General features: G+C 71.3%; 1 protein-coding gene. It reads left to right on the top strand.

Annotated features, from left to right (window positions below):
* Nucleotides 1–1400: FtsK/SpoIIIE domain-containing protein (locus tag ACZ5CR_RS45110; RefSeq protein ID WP_468869432.1), on the top strand; the 1400-nt coding region annotated here is incomplete at its 5' end.
* Nucleotides 1401–1440 lie beyond the last annotated feature (40 nt).

Below are 1440 nucleotides of genomic sequence, written 5' to 3'. Positions count from 1 at the left end.
CGCAGATCCTCCGTACGATCGCGGGCTCCGTCGCCCGCACGCACTCGTCGGCCGACGTGCACCTCTACGGCATCGACTGCGGCAACGGCGCGCTCAACGCGCTGACCCGGCTTCCGCACTGCGGCGCCGTCGTCAGCCGTAACCAGACCGAGCGCGCGGTGCGCCTCATCACCCGCCTCAAGGGTGAACTGACGCGCCGCCAGGACCTGTTGGCCGACAAGGGCTTCGCCGACATCGGCGAGCAGCGGGCCGCGGTGCCCGAGGAGGAGCGGCTCGCGCACATCGTCGTGCTCCTCGACCGCTGGGAGGGCTGGCTGCCGACCCTCGGCGAGTACGACCACGGCGAGCTGACCGACGAACTGCAGGCGATGATGCGCGAGGGCGCGAGCGTCGGCATCCACCTGGTCATCACCGGTGACCGCCAGGTCCTCATCGGCCGCATGGCCTCGCTCACCGAGGACAAGTACGGCCTGCGGCTCGCCGACCGCTCCGACTTCTCGATGCTCGGCATGAACGCGCGCAAGGTGCCGGAGGAGATCCCGCCGGGGCGCGGCTTCAAGAACGAGCACGGCACGGAGACGCAGTTCGCGCTCCTCGCCGAGGACTCCACCGGCCAGGGCCAGGCCGCGGCGATCTCCGAGATCGGCGAGGCGGCGGCCGCGCGGGACGCGGACGTGCCGCGCTCGCGCAAGCCGTTCCGCGTGGACAGCCTGCCGAGCCGGATCGGGTTCGCCGACGCGTGGGAGATGCGGGACCCGGACGCCTCGCGCTCCAAGCTGTGGGCGCTGGCGGGCATCGGCGGCGACGACATCATGGGCTTCGGCCCCGACCTCGCGCAGGGCGTGCCTACGTTCGTGGTGGCGGGGCCCGCCAAGTCGGGCCGCAGTACGACGCTGATGAACATGGCACGGTCCTACCTCACGCAGGGCGTACGTCTCGTGATCGCCGCCCCGCGGCCGTCGCCGCTGCGTGAACTGGAAGGCCAGGAAGGCGTCCTGAAGGTCTTCAAGGACGACGACATCGAGAGCGACGACTTCAAGGAGGTCGTCGAGTCGGCGACGCCCGAGGAGCCGATCGTGTGGATCATCGACGACGGTGAGGTCCTGGAGGACTGCGACGCCGAGCGCGAGTTCAAGCGCCTGGTGCAGCGTGGCTCCGAGCGAGGCCTCGGGCTCGTCATCGGTGGCGACGAGGAGGAGGTGTGCGGTGGCTTCTCCGGCTGGCAGGTCGAGGCGAAGAAGGGCCGGCGCGGCATCCTGCTCTCCCCGCAGGACTCGTCGAGCGGCGAGCTGATCGGCATCCGTACGACCCGGAGCATGGTCGGCGGCCCGATCGCACCGGGCAAGGGGCTGCTGTACACGGGCAGCGGGGAGCCGGTGACGGTGACGACACCGATGTGACGGACGCGGGCCCGGTGCCGGGGGCTGGGGCGGGGACGGT

Source organism: Streptomyces sp. NPDC031274 (assembly GCF_055570235.1).
Note: the sequence above shows the minus strand (reverse complement) of the source record. Positions and strands in the feature narration are given on the sequence as shown.